At 39.4% G+C, this 5,161-nt stretch carries 7 protein-coding genes; 2 read left to right on the top strand and 5 right to left on the bottom strand.

Annotated features, from left to right (window positions below; genetic code table 11):
• Positions 1 to 74 precede the first annotated feature (74 nt).
• Positions 75 to 440 (bottom strand): iron-sulfur cluster insertion protein ErpA, encoded by a 366-nt coding sequence (erpA, locus tag ABES03_RS21285; protein WP_430120444.1) that lies wholly within the window; start codon positions 438 to 440, stop codon positions 75 to 77.
• Positions 441 to 570: 130 nt separating this feature from the next.
• A complete protein-coding gene (locus ABES03_RS21280) occupies positions 571 to 810 on the bottom strand; it encodes a YuzB family protein (RefSeq protein ID WP_430120446.1) in 240 nt (79 codons plus the stop codon).
• Positions 811 to 1,035: 225 nt separating this feature from the next.
• On the opposite strand from ABES03_RS21280, the gene ABES03_RS21275 reads away from it, so the two are divergent.
• Positions 1,036 to 2,103, top strand: a complete 1,068-nt coding sequence (locus ABES03_RS21275) for an NAD(P)/FAD-dependent oxidoreductase (protein ID WP_430120442.1) — start codon at positions 1,036 to 1,038, stop codon at positions 2,101 to 2,103.
• A 36-nt stretch (positions 2,104 to 2,139) separates the two neighbouring features.
• Here ABES03_RS21275 and ABES03_RS21270 read toward each other — a convergent pair whose 3' ends face one another.
• Positions 2,140 to 2,466 (bottom strand): YuzD family protein, encoded by a 327-nt coding sequence (locus tag ABES03_RS21270; protein WP_430120440.1) that lies wholly within the window; start codon positions 2,464 to 2,466, stop codon positions 2,140 to 2,142.
• A gap of 166 nt (positions 2,467 to 2,632) precedes the next feature.
• Here ABES03_RS21270 and ABES03_RS21265 point away from each other — a divergent pair, with 166 nt between their 5' ends.
• Entirely contained in the window at positions 2,633 to 2,854 is a 222-nt protein-coding gene (locus tag ABES03_RS21265; protein WP_045518553.1) for a NifU family protein, read from the top strand.
• A gap of 48 nt (positions 2,855 to 2,902) precedes the next feature.
• Here the strand turns inward: ABES03_RS21265 and ABES03_RS21260 are convergent, their stop codons facing one another.
• Positions 2,903 to 3,892, bottom strand: coding sequence for a 2-hydroxyacid dehydrogenase (locus tag ABES03_RS21260; protein WP_430120438.1), 990 nt, complete (start codon positions 3,890 to 3,892; stop codon positions 2,903 to 2,905).
• 91 nt (positions 3,893 to 3,983) lie between these two features.
• On the bottom strand, positions 3,984 to 4,991 hold the full coding sequence (gene yutH / locus ABES03_RS21255; protein WP_430120436.1) for a spore coat putative kinase YutH: 1,008 nt from the start codon (positions 4,989 to 4,991) through the stop codon (positions 3,984 to 3,986).
• Positions 4,992 to 5,161: the final 170 nt, after the last annotated feature.

The raw sequence follows: 5,161 nt of genomic DNA, 5'->3' as shown, positions 1-5,161 counted from the left end.
ATTTGACCCGAGGGGCTAGGCGCTGGAGCTAGATTCAAAACAAAAGGCGTCCAATGGGCGCCTTTTTTCTTGTCCTAGCATTCCTCCGGAGTTCCTGTAGCAGTTGCTGTTCTAAAAGAAGAACCGCATCCGCATGAAGCGATGGCATTCGGGTTATCAATAGTGAAGCCCCCACCCATCATAGACTCTTTATAATCAATTTTTGTCCCTTGGAGGATAGCTGCACTTTCTTTATCAACAAGTACTTGAATCCCATGCTGTTCGAGTTGAAGATCATTTTCATTTACCTCATGATCAAAGCCCATCCCGTAGGATAATCCGCTGCATCCGCCCCCTTTTACGCTAACACGTAAGAGTGCACCTTCTTCCTCGTTATGCTTCATCATTTCTTTAATATGAAGTGCTGCTGCTTCAGAGAGTATAACAACTTCCTTACTCATACAATTTCCCCACCTTTATCTGCGCTTTTAATATAGTATATACACTACAGATTGAGGACTCAACTGTTTAGATTCACATACTATAATCTATTCTACTTAAGAAAAAAAGGAAGCGGCTTGCTCCCTTAAGTTAAAACATCGGATTTTCCTCTAGATATTGGTATATATTATCAACCAATTCATCTGGTGTGTTACCAGTAACGACCTCTCCGTTGACTAGAGCATAAAGTGTGGTTGCACATTTCCCGCAATATCCGAGACATCCATATTCAATAATATCCAAGTCAGGATCTTTTTGTAATTTTTCAAGTGCCTTTTGAGCACCATTTGCCAAGTTACTTATACAAAATTCAATGATAGGCTGAATCACTAGTTTCACCTCTCCACACCTAGATATGCTACTCTATTTCAACCTCCTCGTCAATTACCATGTTCTAGGGTTCACTGTCAAGAATAGCATGAAAAATGTTGTTATTTGTACACATTTTAGTTATACTCGTATGTGGTAAAGAAACAGATTATTATTCTAATATTTTAAAACTGCAAGCGCTAACCATTTTTTATGAAAAACCGGATAAACAAAGGGGAATTAAAGATGAAAAACCTTGTCATTCTCGGTGGTGGATACGGCGGGATGAAGATGTTAAACGAACTTCTTCCAAATCATTTACCAGAGGACGTAACAATTACACTTGTTGACCGAGTCCCTTACCACTGCTTAAAAACGGAATACTATGCATTAGCCGCTGGAACGATTTCCGATAAAGAAATCCGTGTTGCTTTTCCTGAACATCCTCGTTTAGTCGTAAAATACGGCGAGGTCATCGGGATCAATACGACTGATAAAAAGATAGAACTAAAAGACGCTGAAGCAATTAGCTACGATGATTTAGTCGTTGGTCTTGGCTGCGAGGACAAGTATCATGATGTTCCAGGTGCAGATCAATTTACCTATAGCATACAGAGTATTGATAAATCACGTCACACTTACTCTGTTTTAAACAATCTCGGACCTGGTTCTGTTGTAACGATTGTCGGTGCTGGTCTAAGTGGAGTAGAGTTAGCTAGCGAATTAAGTGAAAGCCGAGAAGACCTAAAGATCAAATTATTTGATAGAGGGAACCATATTTTATCCTCTTTTCCTGAACGTTTAAGTAAATACGTGGAAAATTGGTTTGTTAAAAATAACGTGGAAATAATTAACAATTCAAACATCACCAAAGTAGAAGAAAAGAAGTTATACAATCACGATGTTCCTATCGATTGTGATGTAATTGTGTGGACGGCGGGCATTCAAGCAAGTAAAATTGTCCGCGACATGGACGGGGAAAAAGATCGTATGGGACGATTAGTCCTTACTCCACTTCATCATTTGCCAAATGATGAACACGTGTTTGTTGTCGGTGACTGTGCAAGCCTTCCACATGCTCCTAGTGCTCAATTGGCTGAAGGACAGGCGGAGCAAATTGTTGAGGTTTTAAAAAGGCGCTGGAAAGGCGAAGAGCCACCTGCATCTTTCCCTCCAATTAAATTAAAGGGAATCCTCGGCTCTCTTGGCAAAAAACATGGGTTTGGATTGATGGCGGATCACGCCATTACCGGACGTGTGGCCCGTTTATTGAAATCAGGAATCTTGTGGATGTACAAATTTCATAATGGATAATGGAGATGAAGCATTCCACCGAGGAATGCTTCTTCTTTACATGGCTTGATAGCCGTATTTTTCTAGTTCTGAGAAGATAGTTTTTAAGCGAGGGTTTCCTTCACCGACAACTTTATCTTTAATCACGACGACCGGATAGAACATGTCGTCCTCGATTACTCTTTGAGCAAAAGTAAGTTTCTCCTCATCATCAGTAGGCTGATGAATATCTACATAGACCATTTTAAAGGGCTGATTAGGAAACTTTCTTGCAATAGCAGCTTCAAGCCATTCGAAGGTTTCTTTTGAAGAAGGTAGATTCACACAACTAGGACATAATTGTTCAGCACCATAAAGAACGATTTCCACTTCAATTCTACTCATGTATACTTCCTGCCTTTTTTTCTTTTATTGTACTTTATATTTACTATAAAAACTAAGAAAATGTCTTTAAATGTGTACTTTACTAATTTCTGAGAATGGATTTTTAACACTAATGACATTATAATATAAGTAGGAAAGGAGTCGATTAACAGTGGAAGAACAACAAATGTTTGAACAAGTTCAAGAAGTATTAGATAAATTACGTCCATTTCTTCTTCGCGATGGCGGGGATTGTGAATTAGTAGATGTAGAGGATGGTATTGTTAAGCTCCGCTTATTAGGTGCTTGCGGAAGCTGCCCAAGTTCAACAATCACATTAAAAGCTGGAATTGAAAGAGCATTATTAGAAGAAGTTCCAGGCGTTGTTGAAGTAGAACAAGTATTTTAATAAATTGTTAAAGCGATTGCCAAGGTGGCAATCGCTTTATTTATGCTATTAAGCTCTGACTAAGGGTTTCCAGTCCTTATTCACCAATGTCTTCGGTTCGTTTCCCTCTATCACCGCTTGAATATTTGCCAAACAGAGCCTCATCATTTCCATCCTTGTTTCCACACTAGAACTTCCGATATGTGGCAATGCCACAACATTAGGAAGCTGTAATAACGGATGATCTGCCCCAATTGGTTCTTTTTCAAACACATCAAGACCCGCACCAGCAATATCTCCTGCAACTAATGCATCAAATAGGGCCTGTTCATCAACAACGGGACCTCTTCCAGCATTAATAAAAATAGCAGACTGCTTCATTTTCTTAAACATATCACGGGTAAACATATTTTTCGTTTCACTCGTAAGCGGGGTTAGGCAAACAATAAAATCCGATTTTTCTACTAATTCATCAAGGCTTACGTACACTGCTCCAAGCTGTTGTTCAACAGCTGTCTTACGTGTTCGGTTATGGTACAGAATATTCATCTCAAAACCAGTTGCACGTTTTGCTACCGTCTCACCGATTTTCCCCATACCAACAATACCAATTGTTTTATGATGAATGTCATGTCCAGCTAATAACAATGGACTCCAGCTTTTCCATTTGCCGTCTTTCACAAACTCTGCAGCTTCCATTAATCTTCTTGCTGTCGCCATAAGCAGTCCAAAGGTTAAATCAGCAGTCGTATCCGTTAACACATCGGGTGTATTGCATACTGCGACTCCTTCTCTGCTGGCAGCCTTAAGATCAATATTGTCAAAACCCACAGCAAGGTTTGCGACTACCTTTAACTTCTTTCCAGCGGTTAGAATACTTTCATCAATGGAATCTGATAGCATAGTAAGCAGTGCATCCGCCTTTTTTGCTTCGGTAAGGAGTAAATCTTTTGGAACAGGAATATCCTCATGTTCCCACATGTTCACTTCATAGTTTTGCAGTAGTGGGTTTACAACTTCGTCTGGAAGCTTCCGTGTAATAAAAACGTATGGCTTCATGCTGCATTCACTTCCTTAATTATTCTGAATCACATTATTATTTTACCATACGATTTTTAAAACATTGTTCCACAAGTTTGAATACTATAAATTATTTTCTAAGCCACTCCAGTTGGGGGAGGTTTAACCGGCGAACTGGTGCCCCAGCCATTTGGAAGAATCCAGCTAAAAACCGTTCGTACTCACTTGTTTGCCGTAATATTTTGCTTAAGTTTTCCTCTAATACTTTCTTATCCTGTTCGGAACGAGTGATGTAATAGCTTTCAATACAATCATAATAGTGAAGTGGAAAAATCAATCGGGAATATAACAACCTCCAGGAAAAGGATGTTAATGGGGAAACACTTTGGTATTCGTTAAAAAACTGTTTTAAATCTACATCATAGGTTTGGATATTGCGGAAATATCTTTCCCTTGTCCATTCAGCTAAGTCCCGGCTGCGGTGATCAAAAACCCAATCAAAGGGATTTTTAATCATATATTGACCACCCCATGTTTGCTGTGTAAAACGTTCATGACAAACAGTCCCACCATCTGTTTCTGTAGGCTCATCGTCAAGCTCCGAATCAACCAAATATTGAATTGCATTCTCCGTTAATCCTAAGTAGTAAGGGAATGAATCAATGAACATCCTTTCGAATTCGTCTTCTGGTGTTTGGAAAAGCAGATTGTTCCACACTTTCTCCATTTGTTCGAGACGCTTTTCCCATAAAGATTTCCATTCCCCAATTCTGCTCGACCTTTCGATTTGAAAGGGAACCCTGCGGCCACGTTCGTGAAATTTAGCTAGCTTTCGTCCTAATTTGATTTTTCGCTGTTCTTCCATTTGCCGATTGGCTAACACACAATATTTATTTTGCTCCCAGGTGGTAATTAACTGACCTTCCTTAGTTGGCAAGAAGATGGGAACATATTGATCGCCATAATTCCTTAAATGTTCCGCAATTTTCTCAAGCTCCGTCACATCTGCTTCTTCCCTGCCAGAAGGTTTCGAAACTAAATACAACCAGCCATTCCCTCTCAGCGCATCATACCTATCTAATTTCACATATTCTTCTACAGTAACCCCATATTGATTCTCAAGCAATTTTTGAAGCATACCTTCACCTCGTCTCTAGACATCTACTTCTATTTACCTCATATATATGTATGGGCATTCAAAAACTTGTTTCCTCCCTTGTTTTTTAAAAAGCTATGTTAAAGAACATTGATGATTTTTATCTCCTGTTGGTTGGAGCGGAAGACGCGAAGACTCCTGTGGGAGTATGG

The sequence above is a fragment of the Neobacillus rhizosphaerae genome (assembly GCF_050477885.1).
Taxonomy (GTDB): domain Bacteria; phylum Bacillota; class Bacilli; order Bacillales; family Cytobacillaceae; genus Neobacillus; species Neobacillus rhizosphaerae_A.
The sequence above is the reverse complement of the archived record's forward strand: the minus strand, read 5'-3'. Positions and strand labels throughout refer to the sequence as shown.

What these genes read in the sequence shown, in the direction of transcription:
- erpA (WP_430120444.1), bottom strand. Translation starts at nt 440, where the DNA reads ATGAGTAAGGAAGTTGTTATACTCTCTGAAGCAGCAGCACTTCATATT.
- ABES03_RS21275 (WP_430120442.1), top strand. Translation starts at nt 1,036, where the DNA reads ATGAAAAACCTTGTCATTCTCGGTGGTGGATACGGCGGGATGAAGATG.
- ABES03_RS21270 (WP_430120440.1), bottom strand. Translation starts at nt 2,466, where the DNA reads ATGAGTAGAATTGAAGTGGAAATCGTTCTTTATGGTGCTGAACAATTA.
- ABES03_RS21265 (WP_045518553.1), top strand. Translation starts at nt 2,633, where the DNA reads ATGTTTGAACAAGTTCAAGAAGTATTAGATAAATTACGTCCATTTCTT.
- ABES03_RS21260 (WP_430120438.1), bottom strand. Translation starts at nt 3,892, where the DNA reads ATGAAGCCATACGTTTTTATTACACGGAAGCTTCCAGACGAAGTTGTA.
- yutH (WP_430120436.1), bottom strand. Translation starts at nt 4,991, where the DNA reads ATGCTTCAAAAATTGCTTGAGAATCAATATGGGGTTACTGTAGAAGAA.